This window comes from Oceanispirochaeta crateris, from assembly GCF_008329965.1.
GTDB classification, from domain to species: Bacteria; Spirochaetota; Spirochaetia; order DSM-2461; family DSM-2461; genus Oceanispirochaeta; species Oceanispirochaeta crateris.
On record NZ_CP036150.1, the window covers coordinates 2694478 to 2720717 of the forward strand.

At 44.0% G+C, this 26240-nt stretch carries 26 protein-coding genes; 18 read left to right on the forward strand and 8 right to left on the reverse strand.

Annotated elements, in window-relative coordinates; all coding sequences use genetic code 11:
- Nucleotides 1-13 precede the first annotated feature (13 nt).
- Together EXM22_RS12205 and EXM22_RS12210 are read left to right on the forward strand one after the other, a co-directional pair.
- The gene (locus EXM22_RS12205; RefSeq protein ID WP_246157015.1) at nucleotides 14-1363 is read left to right on the forward strand and encodes an MFS transporter; all 1350 of its coding nucleotides are present in this window, start codon (nucleotides 14-16) and stop codon (nucleotides 1361-1363) included.
- A gap of 119 nt (nucleotides 1364-1482) precedes the next feature.
- A complete protein-coding gene (locus EXM22_RS12210) occupies nucleotides 1483-2367 on the forward strand; it encodes an anti-sigma factor antagonist (RefSeq protein WP_149486795.1) in 885 nt (294 codons plus the stop codon).
- 4 nt (nucleotides 2368-2371) lie between these two features.
- On the opposite strand, the gene EXM22_RS12215 is transcribed toward EXM22_RS12210, so the two are convergent.
- Nucleotides 2372-3571: a SpoIIE family protein phosphatase gene (locus EXM22_RS12215; RefSeq protein ID WP_149486796.1), complete on the reverse strand. Its 1200-nt coding sequence runs from the start codon at nucleotides 3569-3571 to the stop codon at nucleotides 2372-2374.
- A 181-nt stretch (nucleotides 3572-3752) separates the two neighbouring features.
- Here EXM22_RS12215 and recQ point away from each other — a divergent pair, with 181 nt between their 5' ends.
- The 7 genes from recQ to EXM22_RS12250 all read left to right on the forward strand — a co-directional run bounded on the left by recQ (nucleotide 3753) and on the right by EXM22_RS12250 (nucleotide 11217).
- On the forward strand, nucleotides 3753-5555 hold the full coding sequence (gene recQ, locus EXM22_RS12220; RefSeq protein WP_246157016.1) for a DNA helicase RecQ: 1803 nt from the start codon (nucleotides 3753-3755) through the stop codon (nucleotides 5553-5555).
- A 190-nt stretch (nucleotides 5556-5745) separates the two neighbouring features.
- Nucleotides 5746-6648, forward strand: coding sequence for a MerR family transcriptional regulator (locus EXM22_RS12225; protein ID WP_168203482.1), 903 nt, complete (start codon nucleotides 5746-5748; stop codon nucleotides 6646-6648).
- Nucleotides 6649-6652: 4 nt separating this feature from the next.
- A complete protein-coding gene (locus tag EXM22_RS12230; protein ID WP_168203483.1) occupies nucleotides 6653-7192 on the forward strand; it encodes a lipocalin family protein in 540 nt (179 codons plus the stop codon).
- A complete protein-coding gene (locus EXM22_RS12235) occupies nucleotides 7189-9003 on the forward strand; it encodes a DAK2 domain-containing protein (RefSeq protein WP_149486799.1) in 1815 nt (604 codons plus the stop codon). Before EXM22_RS12230 ends, EXM22_RS12235 begins: the two co-directional genes overlap by 4 nt.
- Nucleotides 9000-9806, forward strand: a complete 807-nt coding sequence (locus tag EXM22_RS12240; protein WP_149486800.1) for a DUF1295 domain-containing protein — start codon at nucleotides 9000-9002, stop codon at nucleotides 9804-9806. Before EXM22_RS12235 ends, EXM22_RS12240 begins: the two co-directional genes overlap by 4 nt.
- 45 nt (nucleotides 9807-9851) lie before the next feature.
- Entirely contained in the window at nucleotides 9852-10517 is a 666-nt protein-coding gene (locus tag EXM22_RS12245; RefSeq protein ID WP_149486801.1) for a glycerol-3-phosphate acyltransferase, read from the forward strand.
- Between the two features lie 28 nt (nucleotides 10518-10545).
- The gene (locus EXM22_RS12250; protein ID WP_168203484.1) at nucleotides 10546-11217 is read left to right on the forward strand and encodes a hypothetical protein; all 672 of its coding nucleotides are present in this window, start codon (nucleotides 10546-10548) and stop codon (nucleotides 11215-11217) included.
- A 13-nt stretch (nucleotides 11218-11230) separates the two neighbouring features.
- On the opposite strand, the gene EXM22_RS12255 is transcribed toward EXM22_RS12250, so the two are convergent.
- Nucleotides 11231-12172: a helix-turn-helix transcriptional regulator gene (locus EXM22_RS12255; RefSeq protein ID WP_149486803.1), complete on the reverse strand. Its 942-nt coding sequence runs from the start codon at nucleotides 12170-12172 to the stop codon at nucleotides 11231-11233.
- Between the two features lie 126 nt (nucleotides 12173-12298).
- Between EXM22_RS12255 and EXM22_RS12260 the strand changes: the two genes are divergently transcribed.
- Nucleotides 12299-13354, forward strand: coding sequence for a uroporphyrinogen decarboxylase family protein (locus tag EXM22_RS12260; protein WP_149486804.1), 1056 nt, complete (start codon nucleotides 12299-12301; stop codon nucleotides 13352-13354).
- 73 nt (nucleotides 13355-13427) lie between these two features.
- Here EXM22_RS12260 and EXM22_RS12265 read toward each other — a convergent pair whose 3' ends face one another.
- Together EXM22_RS12265 and EXM22_RS12270 are read right to left on the reverse strand one after the other, a co-directional pair.
- Nucleotides 13428-14291, reverse strand: a complete 864-nt coding sequence (locus EXM22_RS12265) for an aldose 1-epimerase family protein (RefSeq protein ID WP_149486805.1) — start codon at nucleotides 14289-14291, stop codon at nucleotides 13428-13430.
- Nucleotides 14292-14385: 94 nt separating this feature from the next.
- Nucleotides 14386-15042 carry a lysoplasmalogenase gene (locus EXM22_RS12270; protein ID WP_149486806.1) on the reverse strand — a complete coding sequence of 219 codons (657 nt, stop codon included), beginning with the start codon at nucleotides 15040-15042 and terminating at the stop codon, nucleotides 14386-14388.
- A gap of 153 nt (nucleotides 15043-15195) precedes the next feature.
- Between EXM22_RS12270 and EXM22_RS12275 the strand changes: the two genes are divergently transcribed.
- From EXM22_RS12275 to EXM22_RS12285, 3 genes are read left to right on the forward strand one after another with little or no spacing between them, the layout of a single operon-like run.
- Nucleotides 15196-15675 (forward strand): chemotaxis protein CheW, encoded by a 480-nt coding sequence (locus EXM22_RS12275; protein WP_149486807.1) that lies wholly within the window; start codon nucleotides 15196-15198, stop codon nucleotides 15673-15675.
- 5 nt (nucleotides 15676-15680) lie between these two features.
- Complete coding sequence (locus EXM22_RS12280) at nucleotides 15681-17324, forward strand: adenylate/guanylate cyclase domain-containing protein (protein WP_149486808.1); 1644 nt, start codon at nucleotides 15681-15683, stop codon at nucleotides 17322-17324.
- On the forward strand, nucleotides 17317-17892 hold the full coding sequence (locus tag EXM22_RS12285; RefSeq protein ID WP_149486809.1) for a DNA-3-methyladenine glycosylase I: 576 nt from the start codon (nucleotides 17317-17319) through the stop codon (nucleotides 17890-17892). The genes EXM22_RS12280 and EXM22_RS12285 overlap by 8 nt, the downstream gene beginning before the upstream one ends.
- Before the next feature lie 29 nt (nucleotides 17893-17921).
- On the opposite strand, the gene EXM22_RS12290 is transcribed toward EXM22_RS12285, so the two are convergent.
- Nucleotides 17922-18671 carry an NUDIX hydrolase gene (locus EXM22_RS12290; protein ID WP_149486810.1) on the reverse strand — a complete coding sequence of 250 codons (750 nt, stop codon included), beginning with the start codon at nucleotides 18669-18671 and terminating at the stop codon, nucleotides 17922-17924.
- A 352-nt stretch (nucleotides 18672-19023) separates the two neighbouring features.
- Here EXM22_RS12290 and rsgA point away from each other — a divergent pair, with 352 nt between their 5' ends.
- Nucleotides 19024-20130 carry a ribosome small subunit-dependent GTPase A gene (gene rsgA, locus EXM22_RS12295; protein ID WP_168203485.1) on the forward strand — a complete coding sequence of 369 codons (1107 nt, stop codon included), beginning with the start codon at nucleotides 19024-19026 and terminating at the stop codon, nucleotides 20128-20130.
- A 50-nt stretch (nucleotides 20131-20180) separates the two neighbouring features.
- Nucleotides 20181-21008, forward strand: coding sequence for an alpha/beta hydrolase (locus EXM22_RS12300; protein WP_149486812.1), 828 nt, complete (start codon nucleotides 20181-20183; stop codon nucleotides 21006-21008).
- Here EXM22_RS12300 and EXM22_RS12305 read toward each other — a convergent pair.
- From EXM22_RS12305 to EXM22_RS12315, 3 genes are all read right to left on the reverse strand, one after another.
- A complete protein-coding gene (locus tag EXM22_RS12305) occupies nucleotides 21001-21735 on the reverse strand; it encodes a lysophospholipid acyltransferase family protein (RefSeq protein ID WP_149486813.1) in 735 nt (244 codons plus the stop codon). The genes EXM22_RS12300 and EXM22_RS12305 overlap by 8 nt on opposite strands.
- A 3-nt stretch (nucleotides 21736-21738) precedes the next feature.
- The gene (locus tag EXM22_RS12310) at nucleotides 21739-22536 is read right to left on the reverse strand and encodes a tetratricopeptide repeat protein (RefSeq protein ID WP_149486814.1); all 798 of its coding nucleotides are present in this window, start codon (nucleotides 22534-22536) and stop codon (nucleotides 21739-21741) included.
- 212 nt (nucleotides 22537-22748) lie between these two features.
- Nucleotides 22749-23789 carry an NAD-dependent epimerase/dehydratase family protein gene (locus EXM22_RS12315; protein WP_149486815.1) on the reverse strand — a complete coding sequence of 347 codons (1041 nt, stop codon included), beginning with the start codon at nucleotides 23787-23789 and terminating at the stop codon, nucleotides 22749-22751.
- 172 nt (nucleotides 23790-23961) lie between these two features.
- Here EXM22_RS12315 and EXM22_RS12320 point away from each other — a divergent pair, with 172 nt between their 5' ends.
- The 3 genes from EXM22_RS12320 to EXM22_RS12330 are packed head-to-tail and all read left to right on the forward strand — an operon-like array spanning nucleotide 23962 to nucleotide 26166.
- Complete coding sequence (locus EXM22_RS12320) at nucleotides 23962-24768, forward strand: amino acid ABC transporter substrate-binding protein (RefSeq protein ID WP_246157017.1); 807 nt, start codon at nucleotides 23962-23964, stop codon at nucleotides 24766-24768.
- Entirely contained in the window at nucleotides 24768-25415 is a 648-nt protein-coding gene (locus tag EXM22_RS12325) for an amino acid ABC transporter permease (protein ID WP_149486816.1), read from the forward strand. The genes EXM22_RS12320 and EXM22_RS12325 overlap by 1 nt, the downstream gene beginning before the upstream one ends.
- The gene (locus tag EXM22_RS12330; RefSeq protein ID WP_425465762.1) at nucleotides 25399-26166 is read left to right on the forward strand and encodes an amino acid ABC transporter ATP-binding protein; all 768 of its coding nucleotides are present in this window, start codon (nucleotides 25399-25401) and stop codon (nucleotides 26164-26166) included. Before EXM22_RS12325 ends, EXM22_RS12330 begins: the two co-directional genes overlap by 17 nt.
- The last annotated feature ends 74 nt before the right edge of the window (nucleotides 26167-26240 follow it).

Below are 26240 nucleotides of genomic sequence, written 5' to 3' on the forward strand. Positions count from 1 at the left end.
TGAATGAGCTAGTATGAGAGCCCCCCATGTCAAAGTGAATATGCGGGTTAAGCTTGGCTTTGGAATAGGTGACCTCGGAGGGAACCTGTTCTTTACGTTTATCGGTTTTTACCTCCTGTATTTTCTGACTGACGTATTGGGTCTTTCTGCAGCACTGGCGGGAACGACTCTTATGATTGGTAAGGTATGGGATGCGGTGACAGACCCTGTGACAGGCTATGCTTCAGACAGGACAATCAGTCCCTGGGGACGGCGGCGTCCATATATTTTCGTGGGGGCGATAATATCACTCCTGGCCATGTATCTCCTCTTCTCGATCTCTCCCGGGCAGAACCAAATGGACTTATTTATCCTAACCACCCTCTATTTCTGCCTCTTGAATACAGCGTACACCCTGGTGAATATTCCCTATACGGCGCTCCTTCCGGAACTGACAAGAGATTATGACGAAAAGACTCTTTTAACGGCTTATCGTATGTGTTTTGCCGTGATTGGGACTTTTGTAGGAGCGGCGGCAGTCATGCCTCTAGTGAATCTTTTTCCCAATGAACAAACAGGTTGGACCATCATGGCTTCCATTCTGGGAGGGATTATGATGGGAACGGCCTTTATCACTGTCTGGGCAATTCGGGAGCCTCAGCATAAAAAAGAAGAAGTCAAAGGCCATGGATTCTTTAAAACATACCTGGAAGCACTCAGTTTTAAGGTCTTTCTACTGGTACTAATCCCCTGGACTCTCTTCATAGCTGGTACAAGTATGATCCAGGGGGCCATGGTGTATTATTTTAAATATATTTTTAAAGACGAAGCATCTTTTCAACTTGCCCTGGTTGCTCTTTTGTCAGTAAGTCTCCTTTTCATCCCCATATGGGCCCGAATCTCACGCAGAATAAGCAAAAAGAACTGTTACAACATTGGAATGCTTATTTTAACTGTAGCTGTCCTTCTTTTCTCATTCAGCGGAGGATTTTGGCCTGTTTCATCTGCCATTTTGATTATGGGATTCGCGGGGATAGGCCTTTCCACCCATTACATCATGCCCCACTCCATCCTCCCCGATGTTGTAGAATACGATGCCATTGAAAATAATGGCCTCCGTCGAGAGGGTGTCTTCTCTGGTCTATGGACTTTCACGAGCAAATTGGGACAAGCCCTTGCGCTAGCCCTGAATGGATGGATACTGAGTCTGTTTCACTATAAACCTGATGTTGTGCAAACACCCGAAGCCATAAAGGGAATTCAACTCATTTGCGGTCCCCTACCGGCTCTATTTTACATCACAGGGATATTTATCCTGATGCGATTTCCCATTAACAGGGATTTTTACAACAAAATGATTCATTCTGAAGAGCCGGCCTCCTAATGACTGCTTAAATTACGTGTTCTTATATAAATTTTAGACAATTAACCCTCAACTCATCATTTCCTCACAAGCCTTCGTCACACTCGACCAAAACAGCGCCTAGAAAAGGAAAAACAACCATGGTTGTAAGCAAAGAGATATCGGGCAATGCCGCCATCTATCATTTGAATGGTGAAATGGATCTTTACACATCCCAGAGTGTCAGAGAGCAAATAAAAGAAGCTCTCACAGATGGCTTCAAAAGGATAATTCTAAATTGCAAAGGCCTTGAGTACATCGATTCAAGTGGTATAGGTGTACTGATATCCCTGTTTACTACCTTGAGAAAGAAAGGGGGAACCATGTGTCTGTGCAGTTTAACGAAACCCGTAGAATCTGTTATTTCCTTCACAAAGCTCAATGGCTTCCTCGATATAACCAAGACTCTTGAAGAAGCCAAAGGATCTGTTCGGATACAAGTGGATGAAAAAATCGAAGCCGTTTTACCGGGTCAAAGAATCGGGATTATTCAAGACGATAATCATATTTTGATGAATTCCGATGGCATGTATTCAAAAGAATTCAATTTGGACCTCCGCAGAGTGAGACGGCTCAGCCAACTGATCTTACAGAAAGCTCCTCCGGAGATAAAAGAAATAAATCTGCTGGAACAGCAAATAAGCGAGATCATTAAAAACGGTGTCAGACATGGGAATAAAAATGATCCGAATAAAAAAATTAAGATATGGTTTTCCTTTTCAAAGACTCATGCCCATATAATTCTACAAGATGAAGGAAACGGTTTTAAGAACATCCAGCACTGGAATGATTTTTATAGGCGGAAAATGAAAGCCTACGATGAGAGAGATTTTGAAACTCTGATCAACTACCTGTCCTACAGAACCTCCGACAGTAAGGATGAAGATGGTGGAAATGCACTGTTTGCAGCGGTTGAATTCTGGAATAAGGGAGTCGTCATTTCTCAAAAGGGAAATACAATTGCAGTGAAGCGGGAGTATTCCTGACCAGTTATTCCTCTTCAGGATGTGGGTGACGGATCAGTAGGAAAGTCATATCATCATGATAGGGAGTATCTTGCCTGAATGATTCAAAATCCTGAAGGATTGTATCTCTGATCTCTTCCAGGGAACAATCACTATTCAGGCGGATCAAGTCATACATGCGGGAAATATCATAGCATTCACCAAAACTGTCCTTTTGTTCCACCAGTCCATCAGTCACAGTAAGAATAATATCACCATGCTTGAGCAGTAAACGTCCCGCCTTGGGTGTAAGGTCATCTGTTATTCCGATGGGAAGATTTTCCATCTCTGAATTCAATAGAACTAACTTTCCGTTTCTTATCAAATTGAGATAGGAATGCCCCATGTCCAGAATGGTGACCTTCCCCGTATCCTCATTGAATATCATGAAGATTCCCGTAAGAAACCTGTCACCACGAAAGGTATCAAAAATCATCTCATTCAGATCACGGACAAAAGTCTTAATCCCTTTACCAAAATCATAAGTTCTGGTGATCCCGTACAGCATAGCAGTAACAATGGATGCGGCTACTCCTTTTCCTGAAACATCACAAAGGATAATGACCCATTCACTCCCGGAGATTTTTCTTGTGAGATAAAAATCTCCTCCCACCCCCTGTGCCGGAGTAAAAGAGGAAGCGACTTCCAGTCCAAAAGCCAAAACATTATGCCTGTTTTTTACCATGCTGTTTTGAACATCCCTGGCCAAGTTCATATCCATCCGGTTCTGATCCGACATATGAATCAGAAGATCCCTGGTAGAAAAAATGCCTGCAAAGCGATCATGATTATCCAGAACGGCATAGAAACTCTCTTTTTGCAGTTTCATATCATGCTTCAACTCCTCACTGACCGTCTGAAGAGCTGTTTTAAGATGAAAGATTCCAGGGGAAATAGTTACTTTAGAAACCGGTTTTTTCTTTAAAACATCAATCCCGAAGGGGCGACTGATCAACTTCATCAGCTCTTTACGGATAATAATGCCTTTAAACTCATTTTCCCCGGAGACGACTCCAACAGCATTTACCTCAGATCCTTTCTCATTAAAAAGAGTCACCAAATCCTGTATAGGAAGATCTTCCTCCACATAAAACTGACTGGATAAGAGTCTGGCAACTGTAAATCCTGAGTTTCGATACTGGCTTTCTACCTGAAAGATTACATCTGGCTGTTCTGTAATGGTCATGGCTGGCAACTCCCGGTTATATCATTTGCCAAAGGAAACAGGGAGAACCTGATGGCTTGATACAACATTTATACTCTGGAGGAAGATTATTAAAATAAGATGAGAATCGGATGAAATCTCATGACCGGCTTATGAGATTCCCCGTGCTGTACAGAGCCTCCCATAAGCCTGTAAGATAGCCATGATGACAGACCCTTTAAAGATTCTACAAATCCAGTTTGGTTATGACTCCTTCCGCCCCAATCAAAGAGAGATCATCGATGCTGTCCTGGAGGGAAAAGATGTCTTTGCCTCCATGCCGACAGGGGGAGGAAAGTCCATCTGTTATCAGATTCCGGCGCTCTGTTTAGAAGGGGTGACCCTTGTGATCAGTCCTCTCATTGCCTTGATGAAAGACCAGGTAGATGCCGCCCTGGAGACAGGAATTCCAGCTGCATTTATCAACAGCACTCTCAAGGCTGCCGAGGCGGCTTCTGTGTATTCCAGACTGTATAGCGGAGAGATCAAACTCCTCTACATTTCTCCAGAGCGGCTGGCCCTGGAAGGATACCTTGAAAAACTGAAACAACTGCCCATCCGTTTTTTCGCTGTGGATGAAGCGCACTGCCTCTCCGAATGGGGTCATGACTTCAGGCCCGACTACCTCAGCCTGGCCCGCATCAGAGATGCTTTCCCCGGGATACCCATTGCCGCCTTTACTGCAACAGCGACCCAAAAAGTACAGGACGATATCATCCGGATTCTGCACCTCTCCAGCCCCTACCTGGTGAGGGCTTCTTTTAATAGGAAGGAACTCTTTTACCGTGTAGACCGGAAAGAAAAAGTTCTGCCCCAAATCACCGAATTCATCAAAGATCACGAAGGCCAGGCAGGCATTGTGTACCGAACCAGCCGGAAAGATGTTGAGAAGACAGCTGCTCACCTCAACACAAAGGGGATCAAGGCTCTCCCCTACCACGCGGGGTTGTCCCAAAAGCTCCGGGAAACCAATCAGGATAAATTCAACAATGATGACGTCCAGGTTATATGTGCCACCATTGCCTTTGGAATGGGAATAGACAAGTCCAACATCCGCTTTGTAATCCATGGTGACCTTCCTAAAAGCATGGAGGGCTATTACCAGGAAACAGGACGTGCCGGGCGGGACGGCCTGGAATCCCATTGCCTCCTCCTATATTCAGCGGGAGACCTTGTCAAACAGCAGTACTTCATAGATCAGATGTCAGATCCTGAAGAACAGAAAAAAGCCAAGGCCAATTTGAGCAGGATGGCCCGATTTGCCGCAGTGAATGTGTGCAGGCGTAAACAGATATTGGAATACTTTAACGAAAGTGCCGCCGATGATTGCGGATTCTGTGATATCTGCACCGGCGAACTGGAAAAGATCAACGCCTCAGTGGATGCTCAGAAAATTCTCTCTGCGGTTATGAGAACAGAAGAACGCTTTGGCCTGACCCATATCATTGATATTGTTCTTGGCGCCGACACGGAAAAGATCCGTCGGATGGGCCATGAGAAGATCAAGACATACGGTGTCGGCCGGGATAAGAGTAAGAAATGGTGGCGGGGCATTGTAGAGGAACTCATCAGCCAAGAGGCGGTCTTTCAGGATGGAGAATCCTACAATGCCTTGATCATTACAGAAAAAGGCAAGAGGATTTTATTTGGAAAGGAATCCTTCTACATCCTAAAACGAGAAGATACCCTTCCTGCCCTTCCCTCTCCGGAAGAAGATCTATTTGCCAAAAGCGGGAAGTATGATGAATCTCTCTTTGACCAATTAAAAGAGCTGAGGATGGAGCTGGCCAGAAAAAGACGAGTCCCTCCCTATGTAATATTTTCAGATAAAACCATGAGGGAGATGAGCGCCCTCAAGCCTACAGACAACAGCAGCTTTCTAAGAGTATCAGGAGTGGGTGAAACAAAGCTGGAACAATACGGCCCGTTTTTTATTCTAAAGATTCGGGAATACCTAGGGTATTAAAAAAAATATCCATAGAATTCATGTCCTATTAACATAGAACCGAGCTGCCCACCTCTTGTGAAAACAGACCTTATGCCTAGTTCTTGTATAAGTAAAAAACCATATTATATATACAAATATTGATAGTTTTCTTGACAACTCAATCTAAATAGCTGATTCATTATATATGAACAACTTCTATACTATTGGTATGGCAGCTCAATTGAGCGGATTAACAGACCTCTCTATCCGAACATGGGAGAACAGATACCAAGCCGTAAAACCTAAAAGAAGCTCTGGCAACCAGAGGTTATATTCAGATGAAGATGTTAAGAGGTTGTCCATATTAGCCAAAGGGGTAAAAACCGGACTCCGTATCAGTACATTAGTTCAAATGACCAATAAAGAGATTGAAGAATCGATTCAAAAAAAACTGGACAGGTATGAAAACAACTACATACACCTTGCCCATAAAGCTCTTAAGAACTTAGAACTAAATCAATTAAACGAGCTTTTTGAGTCGGCCTCCATAGAAATGGGAGTCATTCAGGCTATGGATGAAGTGATTTTTCCTTTTATGAATCAGTTGGGAGAACACTGGAACAAAGGAGAATTAAATATTTACCAGGAACACCTGGCTAGTGAAACAGTAAATTCATTTTTAAACAACCAGTTACGATCCTATCAAAGTTCAAAACAGAACCCTATTGCTCTAATTGCTACACTTCCAGGACAGGTTCATAATCTGGGAGCCGCGGCATCGGCTGTAACGGCCGCAATTGCCGGTTTTCATACACTAAATTTAGGCTACGAACTCCCCTCTGAAGAGTTGATTAAGATAACCAAAAAATCCCATGCCGCCGTGCTGGGCATCAGTATCGTATTCCCTGGAAATACAAGTCTTGTCAGAAAAGAGCTCGAAGTGCTTCATAAAAAAACTCCGGATCATTGCCGTTTGATTCTGGGAGGCTGTTCCTCAAGAGCCTTTAATACAAAACAAGTCTTTCATGAGAGCCGTGATCTGCAGCACTTCAAAGAAATCCTGCTTGATTTTCGGAACGTGATTACAAACGGCCCAGAAAAGAATGATTTATATAGAAACAAAAAGGAGTGACCACATGAAAATATTCTTAGCATCAGTTATGACACTGATCATCCTCGCATCTTGTGCAACGACTAGAAAGGAGCCCTTTCAAGAAACGGAAGAGTACGTCGATATTGAAAGATTCACAGGAGACTGGTATGTCATCGCCCTTCTCCCGACGGCATTTGAGAAGGATGCAACCAACGGCATTGAAAACTACAGCCTCACCGAAGAAGGAAATATCCGGGTACAATACACCTTTAGAAAAGATTCGCCCCAAGGAAAAGAAAAAATCATGACTCAGAAAGGGTGGATTTACAATAAGGAAAGCAATGCAGACTGGAGAGTCAGGCCATTGTGGCCTCTAAAACTCCCCTATTACATCTTGGAAATAGATGAAGATTATCAATATACGGTGATCGGTACTAATAACTTCAAATACCTCTGGATCATGTCCAGAAATCCAAAAATGGATGAACAACTGATCCAGCAGATATCCAGTCGCATGACTGACAGGGGCTACGATATGTCGGAAATTCAATATATGGAACAGAGTTGGGGATCAAATCAATGATGAAGACAGTAAACGGTGTCCTCCTCTATAATGCATTCCTAGCAGGGTACTTTAAAATAGACGGCAATCGTGAATATATGAACCAAATCAATGTTTTTCCCGTTAGAGACGGGGATACAGGCTCCAATATCGTTTCCATGTTCAGATTGACAACAGAGAATTTAGTATCCTGTAAATCTGTTGGAAAATTGATGAATAGGATTGCCCGCCTCTCACTGGAAGGGGCAAGGGGGAATTCTGGAATGATTATTTCTCAATTTCTCAACAGTATGTCCAAAAACATCTTCAATAAAGAAACAATATCACTCCCCGAGTTAGGAAAGATTTTACAAATGGCTGCCAATGATGCCTATGAAGCGGTTGAAAACCCTCAGGAAGGGACAATTTTGACTGTAATGAAAATATGGGCAGATTCTTTTTTAGAAAATTCCGCAAAAGATATGAACCTTGAAGACATCATGAATGAAGCCCTTGTAAAAGCAAAAGAGGCTCTGGATAAGACACAGGAGCAACTATCTGTTTTAAAAGAAAACAATGTTGTCGATGCAGGAGCCTGGGGTTTTGTCTGTTTCCTGGAAGGTATCGCAGGCTTAGGCCATAAGGGGATTCTCCCGCTAGCAGTAAGAAAAACACTCAGGAATCCTGATATTCCCATGATAGAGCCAACAAAACAAAGTGTTCACATATTCAATAAGGAGATTAAATACAGGTACTGCACAGAAGTGCTCATGGCAGATGTCACCACAGGACAGGAAGAATTGAAGGAAATTCTCAATCCTCTGGGAGATTCTCTGATTGTCACTTCCGGATTGGAAAGAACACGCATCCATATCCATACAAACAAGCCACAAAATGTGATAGCAGAGATGTATAAAGTAGGCAGAATTATTCAGCAAAAGGCAGATGATATGATCAGGCAGGAACAGGTGGTTAATAAACGGATTGCCAAAGTTGCAGTGGTCACAGACTCAATAGCCGATTTATCCCATGAAATACTGGATCAGTTCCAAATTCATGTCATAAATCTTCACCTCCACTGGGATGATGAGGAGTATTTAGACAGACTCACAATAAGACCTGATGATTTTTATACAATGCAATCCTACAGAACATCATTTCCAAGTAGTTCCTTCCCCCCCGGCCGTGAAGTAGAAATGTACTATGAATACCTCTTAGATCACTATGAGGCTTTAATTGTTCTTTCAGTAGCGAAAGAGTTAAGCGGAACATGGCAGCGGATGAAACTCTCGGCTGAAAAATTTAATACGAAACAACAAAAAATTGCTGTAGTTGATACTTGTCTGAATTCCGTTGCCCAGGGATTGCTTGTCAAAATGATTGCTCAAAAAGCAGCAGAGGGTTCCAGTTTAAATGAGCTTGTAGAGGCAGCGGAAGAGCTTAAAAGCCGGATCAGAATATTCGTCATGGTTAAAACCTTCAAATTCATGATCAAGGGAGGGAGGGTAAGCCCTCTCAAGGGGTTCATTGCCAAGATTCTGAACCTCAAACCCATCGTATCCCTTGATCAAAATGGAAAAGGTGTTGCGTTTGAGAAATCATTCTCATCCAGAGGACTGATGAAAAAGATAACTCGCCTGGTGAGTACAATAGAGGGAGACAACGGCATAGAAGAATACGCCATAGTACACGCTTCAGCCAGGGAACGCGCCGAAAAATGGGGAGATTTCATACATGAAATAACCCGCAAAAGTCCCTCTTATATCACAGATATATCCCCTATCGTCGGAATGCATTCAGGCAAAGGTGCCATAGCCATAGGTTTAGTAGAAAAAAAGAAAAGGAGATCATGATGTTTTTTGAATTTGATATTTACAATATTGTCTCATCACTGCTGATAAGCATGCTTATACAGGCTGTATTCTTCACAATTGCCTATGCCAATAAGACAGATAAGGTAACCGATTTTTCCTACAGTCTCTCATTTATAAGCATGACAGCCTTCTTCACTGTAACGAACAAAGCATACAACCCCATACAATTGATAATGGCGACCTTCATTATCCTTTGGGGCCTCAGACTGGGAGCATACCTTCTAACACGAATCATTCGTATTGGAAAGGATAAACGCTTTGATGACAAAAGAGAAAACTTCATAAGATTTCTTGGTTTTTGGATACTTCAGGCATCTGCGGTATGGCTGGTAATGATGCCTTCGGTTGTATTTCTGACACGTCCCGCTCCAGAATCCATTGGTGTTTTCACCATAGTGGGGATCGTATTTTGGATCTTGGGATTTATCATAGAAGTGATCAGTGATCATCAAAAATTTCAATTCAAATCAAAGGGAGAGAATGATGGACGTTGGATTGAGGAAGGACTGTGGAAGTACTCAAGGCATCCTAACTATTTTGGTGAAACCATCCTTTGGTGGGCCCTATTCATTATGGCAATCCCCTCTCTCAATGCTTGGCTGTACCTCACTGTGATTGGCCCCATATTTATCACCCTTCTACTGCTTTTTGTTTCAGGAATTCCCTTACTGGAAAAGAGTGCAGAGAAACAATATGGTTTGAATCCTGAATATCAGGACTATAAGAGGAGAACCAGTATTTTCGTCCTCCTTCCTCCCCAAAAAAAGGTAATCCATGATTGAAGTATTCATAGGGATGATATTCAAAACTCACGAGGAGGCCGTAAAATGCTCAACTTATGGATGATAGCTCTTTTAAGCTACCTTGTAGGATCGTTTCCCACAAGTTTACTCATGGGCAGGATTTTCAGACAGGGACTCGATATTAGAGATCACGGAAGCGGCAATATGGGAGCCACGAATTCGTTCAGGATCTTCGGGTGGAGATTAGGCCTCACTGTTGCTTTTATCGATATATTTAAGGGCTTTGCAGTCGTTCATTGGATTGCTCCATTAGCAGTGTTTGAGAATTCCTATCCCGGTAATGTCTTATTCATTATGGCAACTCTCGCAGTCGTCCTGGGACATATTTTTCCCGTTTTTTCGGGGTTTAGAGGAGGAAAAGGATTCGGAGCCGCTGTCGGTGCTGTCATATCTTATTTTCCCCTGGCCGCTCCTTTTTGTTTATTGATCTTTTTTATAACACTGGGATTCACAGGTTATGTATCCATATGTGCCTTAGCAGCATCTGCAGCCCTACCCTTCTTGTATGCCCTCATCACAGGCTTACAGGGAAACATGATTGATCCTACCATTCTGACCTTTTTTATTTTGATTTTCCTGGTTGTTGCCATAAGTGTCAGAAAAAGGGTGAAGCTTTATTTAAATGGTGAAGTTGAAATATTCAAAGCAGCAAGAATATTCAGGCCCGGCGGGGGTAGAGATGGGGAATAAATTTACATTCATATGTTTACTGCTCAGTTTGATTTTCATAGGTCATGTTTCGGCCAATGAAGTATTCAATGCCCGAATATATGTGAAGGGAGACAGGGACACTATCGTATTCTACTACGATTCCGAAAAGACAATACAGGGAGATGATGTGATACTGTCCCATACATATAAGACTCCCGAAGGGGAGGTTTTTGCCCGGGAAACACTAATATTGCATGAGGGAGAATTCTCGGTACATGAAACCAGCTTCCCTATTCTTGATGAGTATTCCAAACAGGTGCGGGATGAAGAGGGAATGACGACATCATTCAAAAGTAACAACAAAGAGAAATCAAAGGCTATCAAGGTCCCGGAAAACCTTATTTTTGGACCGACTCAGCAAGATTTCATTACGGAAAATTTAGAGAGCCTCAAAGAAGGAGAAAAGTTAACTTTTTCTCTTCCTGTCCCTCAATTTTTGACAACCGTAAAATTCACCTTAAAAAAGATTGAGAACAAGACATTAGATAAACCTGGCATGATCACTTTACAGATGAAATCAAACAACCCTTTTTTATGGTTTATTGCCAAACCGATACACTTCCTCATTAATGAGGAGAACAGTCTTATTCAGGAGATTCATGGTCCGACGATCTTAAAAATAAAAGTCAATGAGAAATGGGAGTTCTTCGATTCAGAAATCTATTTCAAATACCTTTAGGAGAAAAACTGTGTCATTGAACCTCAAAAGACGCGTTTTCATCAGAGGATTTTCGCCCTAAATCTCTCACAGTCTCCCTATACGCAGAGGGAGTGCAGTCAAAGGCCTCCCTGAAAAACCGGTTAAAACGGGAGATATCAGAAAATCCGCAGTCGTGGCTGATGGTCAGGATCTTATCATTACTCATCCTTAGTCTTTGTACCGCTGCGGCAAGCCGCCTCTGCTTTAGATATTCCCCGGTACTCATCCCTGTAAACTCCTTAAATCTCCGGCAGAGATTGGCCGGATTCAAGCCGCTTAACAAGCACAGGTCATCTAGACGGATGGAACTTGTGAAGTTCTTTTCCAGATAGGTACACACCTTCTCAATCCTGCCGCTATACCCGGAGGCAGGCAAATCTTCCCGAACCGGTGCGGCCCGGCACAATTCAATGAGGAAGAGCCGAAACAGGGCCTGAATAGCCGCTTCCTGACCGGCTACCTCCCGATTCTGTTCTTCAAGAATCATCATGAGGAGGCTCTTTATTTTATCCGTATCTCCAACCTTCAAATGACGAATGCTGTTAAACCGGTTCCCCAGCTCAGGATGGAGGGGAATCAATTCATAGAGCCTGGAGGCCAGTGGCTCCGGGAGAACTGGCAGAGGATACAATGCGGGTTTCAAGTAGATGTTCATAAGTTCCACAGGGCCATCAGGAGTTCTCAGAGAGTGGTACTGTCTATCATTAACGATGGTAAGTCCGCCCATGGATTCATCAAAGCTGCTTTCAGCTGTCACATGGCGGAAACTCCCCTGGAGAACAAAGAGGATTTCAATAAAATCATGGCCATGAAAATCATGCTGATTCTGTTCAAATGCCGGAAAGTATTCGAGGGCCAAACCTGTTCGATCCAGACGGTGTTCTGTCTGACCGAGGTTGGGCTTTTTGATTCCCTGTAAATATTCGCTCTGCATTTTGTAAATATAAACCAAGATTTCAGATATTTAAAGGCTTATCTTGACATCAGAGGGTCCGTTGGTCCTAAGCTGGAAATCAAAGAGACTCCTTCAGAGCCTCTTTTCAAAAATTGGAGATTTTGTATGAATGCAAGAGAACGCGTCTTAGCCGTATTGAATAGAGAAAAACCTGACAGGGTCCCCGTGGATATCTGGCTGGTTCCCGAATTGGTAGAACAGTTCAAAAAAGAACTGAATGTTGAAGATGAATTGGATATTTACCGCAAACTGGATGTAGATAAAATCGTATGGCTGGGGATACCTTACAAGGGTGTCATTTTAAAAGATCCCAACGAACATCAGGAGATCAATCACTGGGGGGTCAAATTTGAGGCAGTCCAGGCTAATCAGGGCGTGGAATATGGGGAAGTCTCCTTTAACCCGCTCAAGGGACTCGAAACCTTAGAAGAACTGGATGCCTATCCCTGGCCCAGTCCGGATGATTTCGACTATGTAACAGCCGCAGCAGAGGCCAAAGAACTGGCAAAAGAGTTTGTAACCCTGGGACCATGGGTTTCCCTTTTTGAGGTGTATTGTCAAATGCGGGGCCTGGAGGATGCTTTGATGGACACTGTGATGAATCCTGAATTCCTTCACAAAGCTCTGGACTATATAGCCGATTCTCAAGGGGAGATGGTACGCCGCTTTCTGGAAGCTGCAGAAGGTGCTATCGATCTGGTCTTTCTCAGTGATGACATGGGTTCACAGACAAGCCTTTTAATGTCTCCCGATTCATTTGATGAGTTCCTCTTTCCAAGGATGAAAAAGTGGTGTGATATGATTCATTCCTATGGAGCAAGGGTCTTGTTTCACACAGATGGAGCTTCCGAACCCATAATCCCTCGTTTAATTGAAGCAGGTGTGGATGTACTGAATCCGATACAGCATGTCTGTACCGGAATGGATTGCAAATCGATCAAGGCTAAGTATGGAGATAAGATCATTTTCCATGGCGGTGTGGAAAATCAGAAGATCCTCCCCTTCGGCACAGCAGAAGAAGTGGCTCAGGAAACAAAAATGTGCCTTGAAGAACTAGGCCCTCAGGGTTATCTCCCCTGCTCCTGTCACTTTGCCCAGGCGGGAACGCCTATTGCAAATGTAATGGCGCTCATTGAGACAGTTCAGAATTTCTCTTTATAGTGTATAGAATTATTAAATTTTCATTCCGGCCGAAGAAGCCTGGCCGGAATGAGAACTTACGCCGACCCGGCCATTATGTTAGGGTCAAACTGTAGGAGCAGGAAAACTCCTGCCCCTTTTTCAACCTGATTAAGCCTTCTTTCTTCTCGAAATCAGCCGAATCCCCCTGAGTAGAATCCACACCAAACCAGGGTTCCAAACAGACATAGGGTGCATTTTTCTTCTGCATCGTCCAAATTCCAAAGTCAGGGAATCCAGTAAAATCCATAGTGACAGAAGAGGATGTCTTCTCTGATTTGAGGGTAATTTTGTCAGACTTCAGGCCGGAAAGAATGATAGCACCACGGTCAAAAAGACTATGGTTCAGATTCAGGCGGTTCTGATCCTTGAGAACTGGAGATGTTTCACCAGTCAAATACTCATCTTTATACCGGCGGCTAATCGTCTCATTCCGGTTAAACTCCAGGTAATAGTCTTCAAATTGTGTGCCAGAACTAAGGGGACAATTGAATCCGGGATGGGCGCCGATTGAAAAGAGCAGATCTTCAGTTTGGGGATTATTGACTGAAAAACCAACTTTGAGAACAGACTCTGTCAGCTTGTAAGTAACTTCTAAAACAAAGGCGAAGGGATAGTGCTTTTGAGTCTCTTCTGAATTACTGAGGCCTAGGCGGCAGAAATCCTCTTTTTCTTCTAAGATTTCAAAGGGCAATTGCCGTGCAAAACCATGATTATCCAGAAAAATAGTTTTATCCTTGTACTCCCAGCCATGGGGGAGAGATTGACCAATGATGGGAAAAAGGAGTGGAGAACGGCCTCTCCAGGAAGAAGAACTCCCCTGCCAGAGGTACTCTCTGCCCTCATATTGAAGACTTGTCAGCTCTCCTCCCAGGGGATCTATTAACGCTTTGATACGATTATTCTTTAGTTGAATCATGAGCCATGGTACACCCTCAATAGAGGAGAACGCAACTGATTCACCCGAAATAATGAAAAGATCAGAACATGACTATTGAGAAGGACCCGTCCCTTCAAGCTGTAAACTGAACATAGCCCAAAACCAGGAAGAACTGACCGGCTAGGTAGCTTGTCATCGTCAGAACCCGTTCATGGGGAATGACTTTTACAAATCGGTTCCAGGCATTCATGGTGTCAGAAATCATAAAAATCAGGGCTCCCAAAAGGGAGATCCACACGGCATTCCGCGGCTGAATACCAAAACATAAGGTCGTTGAAACTCCCATCAAAGCTATTACAGCAATATATACGGTGATGGGACCAAAGAGCTTCCCCATAAAGTTTTTCATTCCGAGAAAAACAAGAAATCCAAAGAGGAGAAATCCCATAGCTGGTATAAAAGCCGGAGAAAAAAGAGCAGAGAGACTGCCTTTCTTAAAAAACGCCATCACATAAAATAGATGGCCCACTAAAAAGGAGATCAGTCCCAGCTTAAACCAAGTCTTTTTATTCCCCTTGTCGGGTAACATTAGAAAGAGATCTCCCACCCATCCGCCGGCTAAAGCCGCAATGAACAGAAAAGAAAAGTTGAATTCTGTCAGGATATAAAAAAAAGCCAGCAGTGGCATGAGCAGGGGTTTGGTGCCATGACGTATCATCCTGGAATTGGCAACTTCACCAAGGACATGAAGTATTGAAATCAAAAGAAATGGTAGTGCTGGAAACAACATGACAGAAACTCCTGATGATTAAGATAAGGACTATTCATTTTATGCCCCTCCTGGGGGAGGCTGTCAAGAAAAAGGTTACGAAACTATCACTGTGTATTTTACATTTTCAGATTGAAGAATTATCCTTTAGAAGAATGAACTCTGGAGGAAGGAATGGAAGAAACAAAACTAAACCAATATTTAACATTTCGAATTACCGACGAACTCTACGCCATAAATGTAAGCTACATAAAGGAAGTTCTTGAATTCCAGTCAGTGTCCAGGGTTCCCAGGATGCCTGATTTTATGAGAGGGGTCATAAATCTGAGAGGAACTGTAGTTCCCGTTCTAGACCTCAAAATGAAATTCGGCCTGGGGGTGACCGAAAAAGGCATCGATACAAGCGTCATTGTTACCGAAATATCCATGGATAATGAAATAGTTGTGATTGGTTTGCTTGCCGATGCAGTTTATGAAGTGTTGGAGTTGGAAGAGGACGAAATAGAAGCGCCCCCCTACATTGGAACCCATGTCAACACTGAGTTTATCCAGGGAATGGGTAAAAAAGATGACAGCTTTATCATCGTCCTGGACATCCATAAAATCCTGACTTTTCAAGAGATACAAGCCACCCTTTCCGAAACAGGAAACTGAGAATCATGACTTCCGATTTGAAAGTGCTGCGTCTCAAACAGAAGCTGAATGACAATTTCGACAGGGCCATCGAAATGTGCCTACTGGAAAAGCTCCCCATGCAAAAGGCCCTTGGACGGGTACTCCCTCTGATCTGCCGCATAATCGGCGCACAAGAGATGATGATCCGTACCATGGATGAAAATTTGAATCAGATCAGCCTGAGGTCTAAGGGCTTTCAGAAGAACTGGGTTCACCTGGTTCCCCGGGACTTGCCGGAGAGGGATTTTGAGCCTAAGGCCTATTCCCTTGAAAATACCCGGCTGGTGGTGGCTTCATTGGATGTTGTTCATAGGGTCATCGGCCTATGCGCCTTTGCCTTCAATGCAGAATTGACCGTGGAAGAGATCCGTATAAAGGTCGATCTCGTGAACTCTGCAACAGAGCTATTGGACAACTACCTGGAAGGAATTGCCTCCAATGCCAGGAAACAAAATATCATCCAGTATTCCACTGAAGCCCTGAGAGACAGAGTTTTTGAAACAGGGGCAGACAAGGCTGTCAAGCAGCTCTGTGATGAGTTGAACCTGGCTGAATTTATTCTTGTGTATGGAGATATGGATGCCGCAGGAGGAGAGGATCTACGCTATAGATACTACAGTCACGGAAAATTGATTCATAATTCCATCGATAAACCGGATGAAACCTATACAATTATCCTTCAGGACAAGGATAAAGCTCTCAACCAGGATGACCACTCCTTTTCTGCTCTGCTCAAGGGGGAAGGAATCATGGAAAAAGCCCTGCACAACGGCATGAATACAAATTTGATTGGCAAATTGATCATACGTCCCGAAGGTGGTGGCTTGAATTCGGAAAGCCGGGATATCATCCGGATTTTTGCTGAATGCTTGTGTCAGAGGCTCTTTGACTACAACAGAGAACGTAGATACTTATCCCGGTGTTTCTGTGCCAAAGACGTCCAAAGGCTTCTGGGAGAGCCTGAATTTTATAAACGATACCTCAGTCCCAGAGAAGAGAATATTGTCATTTTATACACGGATATCACCTCCTTCACAGCAATTTGCGAAAAAGTTCTGGACAATGCATCGGAGATTGGAGCCTTGGTAAATGCATGGTCCCGTATGGTTCTGGATATCCTATATGGCTACGATGGGGTTTTTGATAAGATGGTAGGAGACTGTGTCATAGGTCTTTTCGGCCCTCCCTTCTTTGAATCATCCATGGAGAAGCGGACAGAGAATGCCATTTCTGCCGCGGCGGCAATTGTCAAAGGCACCATTGAATTGGGTCAATCTATGGGACTGGAGGAACGAATAAAAAAGGCAAATGTCGCAGATCATCTGACCACATCCAATGGAATCCATTGCGGTCCGACTTCGGTAGGATTCTTCGGGCCTAACGAGGACTACACAGGATTCTCATCTGCCATGAACCATGCGGCAAGGTTGCAGGGCCATGCCTCGGGAGGAGAGGTCTTAATCACCTCCAATCTCCTTGAAAACCTGCCTGGTGGTCCTCTGGGGATAGCCCCTCAGGAAGATCTGACAGTCGAGTTTGCCGGCCCTTGGGAAATTGCCGTTAAAAATGTGACAAAACCTTTGGAATATTACCGCTGTTTCTTCAATAAGGAAGTTAAATATGTCTAATCACCGCTGCTCCTGGTGTGGAAGCGATCCATTGTATACAGCCTACCATGATGAAGAATGGGGCGTTCCTGTGTATGAGAATGAAACGAAACACTTTGAAAACCTTGTACTTGAATCGGCTCAAGCCGGTCTCAGCTGGATTACAATCCTGAAGAGAAGAAAAACCTACAGACTCGCCTACGAGGGCTTTGATCCCTACCAGATTGCCTCCTGGGGAGAAAAGGATGTTCAAAGACTCCTTCAAAACCCGGGAGTTATACGAAACAGACTCAAGATCGAATCATCAATTAACAATGCCCGCTGTTTTCTCAAGGTGAAAGAGGAGTTTAGTAGTTTTTCGGACTATTACTGGCATTTTCAGGAGGGCCGCCCCATCATTAATCACTGGGATAATGAAGCAGAGATTCCCTCAAAGACCCCTCTGTCGGAAACCATATCAAAGGATATGAAGAAAAGAGGTTTTACATTCCTAGGACCCACAGTGACCTATGCGAACATGCAGTCCCTGGGCATGGTAAATGACCATATTAGGAGTTGTTTCAGATACAAAGAAGTCATGAAAAAATAAAACCCTTTCTGGCGACTCTACAACGGGTATCAATCCAACGAAGCAAAAAACATCTCATGGGATTCGGGTGTTCCGTAGTCTTCTATCTGATCAAGAGAGAGGCCAGGCGTATTCACGGTTGTGGTCACAATTTTCCTGTTGAAGGGATGGGTATCCGGATGATTCAAATACTCTTCCAAAGGCATCCAGTGAGCCTCTGAGATTTCTGAAGTTTCAATGGTGATCTCGCTGCTCAAGGGTTTCAGCCGGCATACAAAATAAATATCCGACATACCATAACGGTAACCATGCCAATGGCGGAAACAGTTCAGAGAGATAAACTCACTTTTAATCCCCGTCTCTTCCAACACTTCCCTGACAACAGCGTCGGCAATATGCTCACCTGGCTCGAGGGCTCCTCCGGGCAGCTTGTAATGCCTTCGGGTATGATGCTTCTCCTGAATGACCAAGATTCGGTTCTGTTCATCTATGAGAACGCCGCCGGCACCAAGGTAGTGGGTAGCGTAGCCGGGAACAAAGGCATCGGGCTGAAGCTTCAGGATCAATTGCAGTCCCTCCTCATTGGCATGATGATAGATAAAACCCTGAGAAACAGCCGTATGAATTAGAGGGGAAAGTTTCAAAGGTAAATACATCCACACCAGCTGAAGCCCCTGTGTGCGGAAATCCGTAATAGTATCACCCAATACCTTGTTAAAATATGCAGGATCTTCGGGAAAACTGTTCTCATCCAGAACAGCCCCTCCGAAGGGATTTAATTCATATGTCAAAAAATTCATGCTTCAGATTACAGGGAAAAGGCATCTCCTTCAAGGTTGAGAATCCAATATTTTACCTTGCAATGCCATCGTTCATCCCCAGAAGAAGAATACAAGAAGAACGATGATGCTCTATTTTGGTTTCAGAGAATGTTTTTCTTGCATCCTCAATGGAGAGGGTTCTATACTGTAAAAAAGAAAACACTTGAGGAGGACGTATATGTCAACAATTGCAATGGAAAATGGTCCTGTTCAGGGAAAATCCAGAATCTAAGCCATTCGTACTTCTTTCCCCTTAGACAAACCAACTCGGTCTTTTGAACAGGACTCCTACACCATATGTATTATGAATATTCTATGCAGGAGAAAATCATTGGACAAATCAGACTTACATCAAAACCCCGTTAAAATTGAAGATTGGGGATGGAATACACAATGGGAAGAAGCCTTTTCACTCTATAGAACACAGGGTTTGGACTGTGGCCGGGTTATAAGGGAGTCCCACCATATCTACACCCTTATAACAGCTCAAGGAGAGTGCCTATGCGAAGTTTCAGGCGCATTCCAATACAAAGCCATCGGTCCTCAGGACTACCCTGTCACGGGAGACTGGTGTGCCTTAAGAAGAGCCGGTAAGGGCCATGGCGTTCTGGAAGCACGGCTTCCCCGAAAAACAGCCTTTTCAAGACAAACCGCAGGAAACAGGAGCGATGAGCAGGTGCTGGCGGCCAATATCGATACCATCGGACTGGTATTTGCCATCGATGGTGGAAGGAACTTTACAAAAGGGAGCCTGGAGCGCTACTACACACTGGCAAAACACTCTGGAGCAGAGATACAGATTCTGCTGAACAAGGCGGACCTCTGCAGCGAGGAAGAAAGGTCTTGGGCTCTTAATTCAGCTGCAGAAGCAGCTCCAGGCTGCAGGATTTTATTGGTCAGCGCTCTCACAGGCCTGGGACTGGACCAGTGTAATAGAAAGAAAGGCGAAACCATAGCTCTCACCGGCCCATCAGGGGTGGGAAAATCGACTCTAATCAATTCTTTATCGGGCACAAATCTCCAAAAAACCAGATCTCAAAGGGAGAATGACAAGAGAGGACGGCATACCACCACACACCGGCAGATGTTTCGCCTGCCCTCAGGAGCTCTCTTTATTGATACACCAGGCATGAAAGAACTCCAAATGTGGGGGGATTTACAGGATGTAGACGCTGTTTTTACCGACATTGTCCAGATCGCAGAGGCTTGTCAATTCAGTGATTGTCGCCATGAACAGGAACCCGGCTGCGCCCTGCAGGCCGCCTTGCAATCGGGAGAATTGGATGAAAGGCGCTATGCAAACTATCTGAAACTCAAGAGGGAAATTGATTTCCTGAACCGTCGTCAGAATGACCAGGCTAAGAGGAATGAAAAAGATCGCTGGAAAAAAATCGCAAAGTTCCAAAAAGAGATGACAAAAGAGAGAAGAAACAGATAGTATTCAATCATCAATGCCGGCTTAGAACGGCAGCTTAGGGGAGTGTCACAATGGAAAAGATCATCAGTACAATGCAGGATATTCTGAGACAGGAGGCGGGGATCACAGACGACGCCAGTCCAACCCTTCTCCCTTTTTTCCTGGACACCCCCGAGGACTGTCCCTGTATTTTGATACTTCCGGGAGGTGGTTATCGTCTTACATCGCCCCGGGAGGCAGAGCCCATAGCCCGGGCCTTTAACAAACATGGCTTTCATGCCCTGGTCCTCCATTACAGAGTGGCCCCCCATCAGCATCCGGCCCCTCTTCTGGATGCCTCCAATACTCTAGCCCTACTCAGAAAAAATGCGACAGAACTGAGAGTGGATGCTCATAAAATTGTCCTTTGCGGTTTCTCCGCAGGAGGACATCTGGCGGCATCATTAGGGACACACTGGAACAAAGCTTATCTTCAAAATAAAATATGCACATCCCCCGGACTAAACCGCCCGGACGGACTGATACTCAGTTACCCGGTCATTACATCTGGGATTCATGCACACCGGGGATCTTTTGAACATTTACTGGGAGACGGGGGAGATCCGGCATTGCTGGAAGAAATGAGTCTTGAAAAACAGGTGACCAAGAACATGCCACCCTGTTTTATTTGGCATACAGGAGAGGACCAAGCGGTTTCAGTCGAAAATGCCTTCCTTTTGGCAGAAGCCTTGAGAAAAGAAAAGATTCCCATGGAAATGCATATATTCCCCGAAGGTCCCCATGGACTTTCACTGGCCACGGAGGAAACTGACGAAACGGAGGATGCCAGTATGACGATTCCCCATGTTAGCATCTGGATGGACCTGTGCGCCCGATGGGTAAAGATGTTTATTAGGTGAAGCCTTTGATCCTGTCAATTTCAAGATCTACATGGCCGCCTTCCTGATCGATCTTTCCCTGAATCAGATCTCTAACCTGGTCTGCCAGCTCGGATGATTTCTTTTTTAAGGATTCTCCGGGTTTCACAAGACCAGCGGTTGGAATGGGAGGCAGAATATGGATATGCACCCTCGCAGGGACCCAGGGAGAGTGCCTGATGAACCTGTTTCCATAAAGAACAACCGCTATGGGAATGATGGGGACTTCATTTTCTAGGGCAAGATAAAAGGCTCCCTTGTTAAAGGGGAGGAGTTTTTGTCCCCGGTATGTCATTTTCCCCTCTGGAAAAATTGTGACATATTCATTGCGGGTCATAGACTGTTTAACAGATGAAGCGATAGACATGGGATAGGTGTCATAAATCCCGAAAGCCCCATTGATCCGATGCAGCCACCCCACATCTTTCCTGAGAACATTGTTGGCTTCCACCGCATACCAGGTCGTTCGAGGCCAGGTTGTAGACCCAATATAATAGGCATCTAAATTCAAACAGTGGTTGGATATGATAATCCCTTTGGGTGTTTCTTTAAGGTAATTCTTACCATAAATCCGCAAGCCGCTGTATACATAAAAGAAGGGTCTCCAGAATACGGCGGTGATTAAATTGGCAAAGAAGACAAGGACCCTGAAAGCCCGTGTATGATTAATACGGAACAAATGGTTTTTTGAGTTCCCTAATCCTGTCATTTTCTATATTCCTTCTTTGGCAACTTTCATCAATCCTGATAGATACATGTTGCCTGGATAAATTTCTTCGGCTTTTTCCAGCCATGTGAGAGCTTCAGAATGTCGTTCATTCGAAACTAGGCCGTAAGCAATATGAGTATAGATATTAAATAAATCTTCCCGGTCTGCCGACCCCATTGTCAATGCCCTCTTAAGCACTTCAATTCCGGCGATGTAATCTCCTCCGTATTTTTTTGGAGTATAGATATCACTGGCGCCGTCTGCAATGAGAGCCTTTACATTTCCAGGATCGAGTTTAAGAGACTTTTTAAGGGTTCGTTTGACACTTAATCCATGAGCCAGAACATAACTGACCGGCTTCAAGAGGATCAACTCTCCCTGAATCTCCGAATACTGCTGATATCCTAAACTATCGGGATTCAGTTCTAGATACTCATTGATATAGTCCAAAGATTTCTCATAAAAATATATGGCTTCTTCCGGAGCCGTATAAAAATCCCTCAATTTCAGGTATTTCCCATTGCGGACCAAAACGTGGTGATCCACCACGGTCTGAGTATCGTCAAAGGATTGATAAGCTCTGGCCATCCAGTAATCGATCATGGAGTTATAGTAGTAGAATTCACTGGTATTCAGAGCTAGAGAATTTAGATCCGATTTTTTATCTTCATAATACTCTCTGACTTCCTGGTCACTATAGTCTTGCTGAAAGACAATTTCCCTCAAGTCATAAATGATTTTGTCAGCATCTTCATTTGTTCCTGCAAAAAGGGGAGACTGTATTAGAATGAGAAGCAACAATATACTTCTCCTTATTAAACGCTTTTTCATAAGCAATGATAATCCCTCAATCGTCTGTATTTTTAATACGGATAATTTTAACACCCCTGAACTCATTAGTGAAGTATAAGAGTGTTTATGTATTCTTTTCCTGAATATTGAAGCAAAAAAGTCCTCCAGGTCAGCTCGTTCATGTTTAAATGGACCTTTTGATACCAGAAGGACTTCTTAACTTAAATCAGTTGGTCTTTTTTCAATTGCTCTACTTGATCCATAACGGTCTTTTCCAAAGGAGTATATTCCATTTTAAGGTCCCTAAGGCTTTTACTGTTATCTACGGAAACAGAAAATCCGACATTATCCCTCACAAACTGACGGGAAAAACCTAGAGAGGGAGCTAAGAGCCACAGAAGCCATTTTGGAACCAGCCCTCGGGGAACCTTATATTGTCCCGGTTTAGAAGCTTCAATGATTTTTGCAAGAGTCAGGAGATTACCGCTTTCATGGGCAATAATATAACGTCCCTTTGCTTCTGGAGTGAAGGCGGCAAGGATATGACCTCTGGAGATATCCCGGACATCGGAAAAGACAAATCCCAAATCAGGGGCGCCTGATTTTATTTCTCCGCGGAGTATTCTCAGCAATGTTGAAATGCTGGTTGAATCGATCCTTTTAGTCAAAGAAGGACCCAAGACGAATCCTGGATTAATGGTGACCAGTTCCCATTGGTCCTGCTTTTTAACGATTTCCCATGCGGCTTTTTCGGCTTCTGTCTTTGAATAACTATAGGCATTACGGCTTAAGGAACTACTCTGATTCCACATGGTTTCGTCTAAAGCTGAGATTCCTTGTTCTTTTAATTCTCTTGAATCTCCATAAATTGCCGCCACACTGCTGGTGAGAACAACCCGCTTAACCGTTCCCGATCGATGAACCGAATCCAACACATTCTGAGTTCCCTTCACAGCCGGATCCACCAGATTTTTCTGAGCATCTCCTCCATCATCGAGAAAGAATGGTGAGGCCGTATGCATCACGTATTCAGCACCGGCTATGGCTTTATCAAAGGAACCGAGTGCTAATAGATCCGCTTCATAAATATCCAATGACCCATCTGTTTTATTTTCTATATCCAGAAGGTGCTGGTATTTCTCCTTATTGGATTTATCACGGACAGTAATGCGGACTCGATGCCCCTCCCGGAGCAGATCGCTTACGATCCAGGAAGCAATATATCCGGTTCCACCGGTGACAGTTATGGTTAATTTATTCATAATTTTCCTTCTAAGTCTCATATTTTACACAACCTAACATTAGTGATTAGAATCCGAGCAGTCAAATAAAAGGAAAATTAGTTCTATAAAGAAGTAAGGAAACATTCTATTTACAGAATTCACTCCTCTCCCTATACTGGGACTAACAATATTATCACGACTGGAGAAACCTTTGAAAAAAGCAATTACTTTATTATTAATGACAATTTGTGCTACCGCACTTTTTGCCGGTGGAGCAAAAGAAAATGCAGAGGGAGACAACTCTCTGAAATACATTCAGGACAAGGGCGTTCTGATCCTAGGTTTGGATGACAGCTTCCCTCCCATGGGATTTAGAGATGAAAATGGCGAAGTAGCAGGTTTCGATATAGACCTGGCTAAAGAAGTTGCAAAAAGAATGGGAGTAGAATTGAAAATGCAGCCCATTGACTGGGATGCTAAAATCCTTGATTTAAACAGCAAAGATATCGATGTTATCTGGAATGGTTTGACCATAACCGAAGATAGAATTGAGAAAATTGAATTTTCAAAGCCCTATATTGCAAACAGACAGATTGTGATTGTTCAAAAAGATTCCGGGATTGATACCAAGGCAGATCTGGCAGGGAAATCCATGGGAATCCAGATGAGTAGCAGCGCCGACAATGCGGTCAACGGAGATGCTTCGACTGTGGCCACTTTCAAAGAGCTCGTTAAATATCAGGACAATGTTCAGGCCCTTATGGATCTGGCGACAGGCCGCATCGATGCGGTTGTAGTAGATGAAATTATGGGTCGTTATTATATTTCTAAAAAACCCGGTGTTTATGCCGTGGCCGCAGAAGATTTCGGCGCAGAAGAATATGGAATCGGATTTAGAAAAGGCGAAGTTGCTTTTGTAAACGAAGTAGACCGCATCCTGGACGAAATGGTAAAAGACGGAACTGCCGCTGCCATTTCAAACAAATGGTTTGCTGAAGATATCCTCCTTCCCCGTTAATGGAATATCTTTTAAGTTCAACACATTACATCCTGCAGGGCTGTTCTGTAACGCTGAAACTCTTTGCCATAACACTGATAATCTCTATTCCTCTTGGATTTTCCTGTGCCATGGCAAAGACCTCCCGCATTAAAGGATTACGGATTCTTATGGAAGTCTATACTTCCGTTGTGCGGGGAACACCTCTCCTACTGCAGATTTTCTTTGTCTACTATGGTCTTCCCATTCTGCTACCCGGATTGAGACTGGAGAGGTTTTCTGCGGCGGCTCTGACCTTTGTTCTTAACTATGGAGCCTACTTTACGGAAATATTCCGGGGTGGAATACAGTCCATAGACAAGGGTCAGTATGAGGCGTCCCGTGTTTTAGGGATGAACTACAGCCAGACCATGGTTCGCATCATTCTCCCCCAGACGGTGAAGAGAGTTCTTCCTCCTGTGGCAAATGAAGCCATCACACTGGTCAAAGACACAGCCCTGATTGTGGTGCTTGGTATTGGTGATATACTTCGGAACTCAAAGGAAATCGTCGCCAGGGATTTCACCATCAGCCCCTTTGTGATAGCCGCCTGTATCTACCTGATATTAAATTACGGCGTTGTACTCTTCTTTAAAAAACTGGAGCAGAAATATGCCGTCTATGAATGACAATCAGCTTATGATAGAGGTTGAAGGTCTCTGTAAGTCCTTTGGCACTCTGGAGGTTGTCAAAAATGTCAATCTCACGGTCCGCAAAGGGGAGATTTATTCAATCATAGGGCCTTCAGGTTCTGGAAAGAGCACCCTGCTGAGAACTTTGATTCATCTTGAGAAAGCCTCATCCGGAAGCATCCGCATCGAGGGAAAAGAGATCCTCAATGAAAATGGTACGCCTGTCCATGAGAGTAAAATAAGACAGCGCTGCCGCAAACTGGGAATGGTCTTTCAGAACTTCAACCTTTTTCCCCACATGACTGCATTGGAAAATGTGATTGAAGGACCCCTGACGGTTCTCAAAGTCTCAAAGGCAGAGGCTCTTAAAAAAGGGGAAGCTCTTTTGGCCAAGGTTGGCCTTGCAGATCAGAAAGACCAGTATCCCTGCACCCTTTCGGGAGGACAAAAGCAGCGTGTTGCCATTGCCAGAGCCATGGCCATGGAACCGGACATAATGCTCTTTGATGAACCGACTTCCGCACTGGACCCGGAACTGATTGGCGAAGTTCTTTCTGTCATAAAAAAACTGGCGTCTGAGCATATGACCATGATTGTTGTAACCCATGAAATGGGGTTTGCCCGGGAAGTTTCAGATCAGATTGTATTTATGGATGAAGGCTGTATTCTTGAAAAAGCCTCACCGGATAAGTTGTTCAACAATCCGGATCATCCCAGGATCAAGACCTTCCTGGAGAAAATGATTTAATTCAGTTGCTCCAGAATCATGACTTCATATTTTGAACAGGAGAGACTTTTACGCCAGACAAAGTATCGGGCTGG

What these genes read in the sequence shown, in the direction of transcription:
- EXM22_RS12210 (WP_149486795.1), top strand. Translation starts at nt 1,483, where the DNA reads ATGGTTGTAAGCAAAGAGATATCGGGCAATGCCGCCATCTATCATTTG.
- EXM22_RS12260 (WP_149486804.1), top strand. Translation starts at nt 12,299, where the DNA reads ATGAATGCAAGAGAACGCGTCTTAGCCGTATTGAATAGAGAAAAACCT.
- EXM22_RS12315 (WP_149486815.1), bottom strand. Translation starts at nt 23,789, where the DNA reads ATGAATAAATTAACCATAACTGTCACCGGTGGAACCGGATATATTGCT.
- EXM22_RS12290 (WP_149486810.1), bottom strand. Translation starts at nt 18,671, where the DNA reads ATGAATTTTTTGACATATGAATTAAATCCCTTCGGAGGGGCTGTTCTG.
- EXM22_RS12275 (WP_149486807.1), top strand. Translation starts at nt 15,196, where the DNA reads ATGGAAGAAACAAAACTAAACCAATATTTAACATTTCGAATTACCGAC.
- EXM22_RS12245 (WP_149486801.1), top strand. Translation starts at nt 9,852, where the DNA reads ATGCTCAACTTATGGATGATAGCTCTTTTAAGCTACCTTGTAGGATCG.
- EXM22_RS12225 (WP_168203482.1), top strand. Translation starts at nt 5,746, where the DNA reads ATGGCAGCTCAATTGAGCGGATTAACAGACCTCTCTATCCGAACATGG.
- EXM22_RS12265 (WP_149486805.1), bottom strand. Translation starts at nt 14,291, where the DNA reads ATGATTCAACTAAAGAATAATCGTATCAAAGCGTTAATAGATCCCCTG.
- EXM22_RS12240 (WP_149486800.1), top strand. Translation starts at nt 9,000, where the DNA reads ATGATGTTTTTTGAATTTGATATTTACAATATTGTCTCATCACTGCTG.
- EXM22_RS12205 (WP_246157015.1), top strand. Translation starts at nt 14, where the DNA reads ATGAGAGCCCCCCATGTCAAAGTGAATATGCGGGTTAAGCTTGGCTTT.
- EXM22_RS12330 (WP_425465762.1), top strand. Translation starts at nt 25,399, where the DNA reads ATGCCGTCTATGAATGACAATCAGCTTATGATAGAGGTTGAAGGTCTC.
- EXM22_RS12285 (WP_149486809.1), top strand. Translation starts at nt 17,317, where the DNA reads ATGTCTAATCACCGCTGCTCCTGGTGTGGAAGCGATCCATTGTATACA.
- EXM22_RS12270 (WP_149486806.1), bottom strand. Translation starts at nt 15,042, where the DNA reads ATGTTGTTTCCAGCACTACCATTTCTTTTGATTTCAATACTTCATGTC.
- EXM22_RS12300 (WP_149486812.1), top strand. Translation starts at nt 20,181, where the DNA reads ATGGAAAAGATCATCAGTACAATGCAGGATATTCTGAGACAGGAGGCG.
- EXM22_RS12235 (WP_149486799.1), top strand. Translation starts at nt 7,189, where the DNA reads ATGATGAAGACAGTAAACGGTGTCCTCCTCTATAATGCATTCCTAGCA.
- EXM22_RS12255 (WP_149486803.1), bottom strand. Translation starts at nt 12,172, where the DNA reads ATGCAGAGCGAATATTTACAGGGAATCAAAAAGCCCAACCTCGGTCAG.
- EXM22_RS12325 (WP_149486816.1), top strand. Translation starts at nt 24,768, where the DNA reads ATGGAATATCTTTTAAGTTCAACACATTACATCCTGCAGGGCTGTTCT.
- EXM22_RS12305 (WP_149486813.1), bottom strand. Translation starts at nt 21,735, where the DNA reads ATGACAGGATTAGGGAACTCAAAAAACCATTTGTTCCGTATTAATCAT.
- EXM22_RS12280 (WP_149486808.1), top strand. Translation starts at nt 15,681, where the DNA reads ATGACTTCCGATTTGAAAGTGCTGCGTCTCAAACAGAAGCTGAATGAC.
- EXM22_RS12230 (WP_168203483.1), top strand. Translation starts at nt 6,653, where the DNA reads ATGAAAATATTCTTAGCATCAGTTATGACACTGATCATCCTCGCATCT.
- recQ (WP_246157016.1), top strand. Translation starts at nt 3,753, where the DNA reads ATGATGACAGACCCTTTAAAGATTCTACAAATCCAGTTTGGTTATGAC.
- EXM22_RS12215 (WP_149486796.1), bottom strand. Translation starts at nt 3,571, where the DNA reads ATGACCATTACAGAACAGCCAGATGTAATCTTTCAGGTAGAAAGCCAG.